The following is a 1,284-nucleotide window of genomic DNA, read 5'->3' on the forward strand; positions in this document are numbered from 1 at the left end:
AGAGGTGGTTCGGGAAATCTGGACAGCGGAGATAAGTGGAATTTCTGCCTGACTTCGGCTTAGATGCCGAGAACAGGAGATACCATGACGAGACGACCACGCCGGAACCACAGCCCGGCTTTCAAGGCAAAGGTGGCGCTTGCCGCCATTCGAGGCGAGCAGACACTGGTGGAATTGTCCCAGCAGTTCGACGTGCATGCCAACCAGATTAAGCAGTGGAAAGACCAGCTCCTTGAGGGGGCGACCGGCGTTTTCGGTGATGAGAACAAGGCGGAACCGACAGGGCCAACCGTTGATGTCAAAACGCTTCATGCCAAAATCGGCGAACTGACGCTGGAGAACGATTTTTTGTCCGGTGCGCTCGGCAAGGCGGGATTGCTGGGCGGAAAAAAATGATTGACCGCGCGCACAAGCTGTCGGTTGCAAGGCAGGCCCGGCTTCTCGGCTTCAGCCGTAGCAGCGTCTACTATTCTCCACGATCAGTGTCGGACAGCGATCTGGCTTTGATGCGGCGGATCGACGAACTGCATCTCGACTACCCTTTTGCCGGAAGTCGGATGTTGCAAGGGCTTTTGAGAGGAGAAGGGCTGGAAACTGGGCGGCTTCATATCGCAACGCTGATGAAAAAGATGGGCATTGAGGCAATCTATCGCCGCCCGAACACCTCGAAGCCAGCGCCAGGGCACAAAATCTATCCCTATCTCCTGCGCAAGCTGGCGGTCACCCGGCCCAACCAGGTGTGGGCAATGGATCTGACCTATATCCCCATGGCGCGTGGTTTTGTCTATCTCTGCGCCGTCGTGGACTGGTTCAGCCGCAAGGTTTTATCGTGGCGACTGTCGATCACGATGGAAGCGGCCTTCTGCATCGAAGCGGTTGAGGAAGCGCTGGCCCGCTATGGCAAGCCGGATATCTTCAACACAGATCAGGGATCGCAGTTCACGTCCATTGACTTCACCACCGTGCTGAAGAAGGCGGAAGTCGCCATCTCGATGGATGGCAAGGGCGCGTGGCGGGACAATGTCTTCGTCGAGCGGCTCTGGCGGTCGATCAAATATGAGGAGGTTTATCTCCACGCCTACAAGACCGTGTCTGAGGCCCGCGTCGGCATCGGTCGATATCTGACCTTTTACAATAGCCGACGCCCACATTCATCCCTTGACCGGCAGACGCCGGATCAGGTCTACTTCAACGCGCTGACACCAATGATGGTGGCGGCATAATCGCGGCGGAAATCCACTTAACGAAACGCCCGAAACTGTTCAGACAAACCGAACCACCTCT

Annotated in this window: 1 protein-coding gene; it reads left to right on the forward strand. The window is 56.6% G+C overall.

The window, feature by feature from the left end:
* The first annotated feature begins 84 nt into the window (after positions 1-84).
* Positions 85-1,223, forward strand: a protein-coding gene (locus FIB18_RS24675; protein ID WP_164844698.1) for an IS3 family transposase whose coding sequence is annotated in 2 segments (ribosomal slippage) — positions 85-343 and positions 343-1,223 — 1,140 coding nt in all. Because the reading frame shifts where the segments join, the coding sequence is not laid out codon by codon here.
* Positions 1,224-1,284: the final 61 nt, after the last annotated feature.

The sequence above is a fragment of the Brucella pecoris genome (assembly GCF_006376675.1).
Lineage (GTDB): Bacteria > Pseudomonadota > Alphaproteobacteria > Rhizobiales > Rhizobiaceae > Brucella > Brucella pecoris.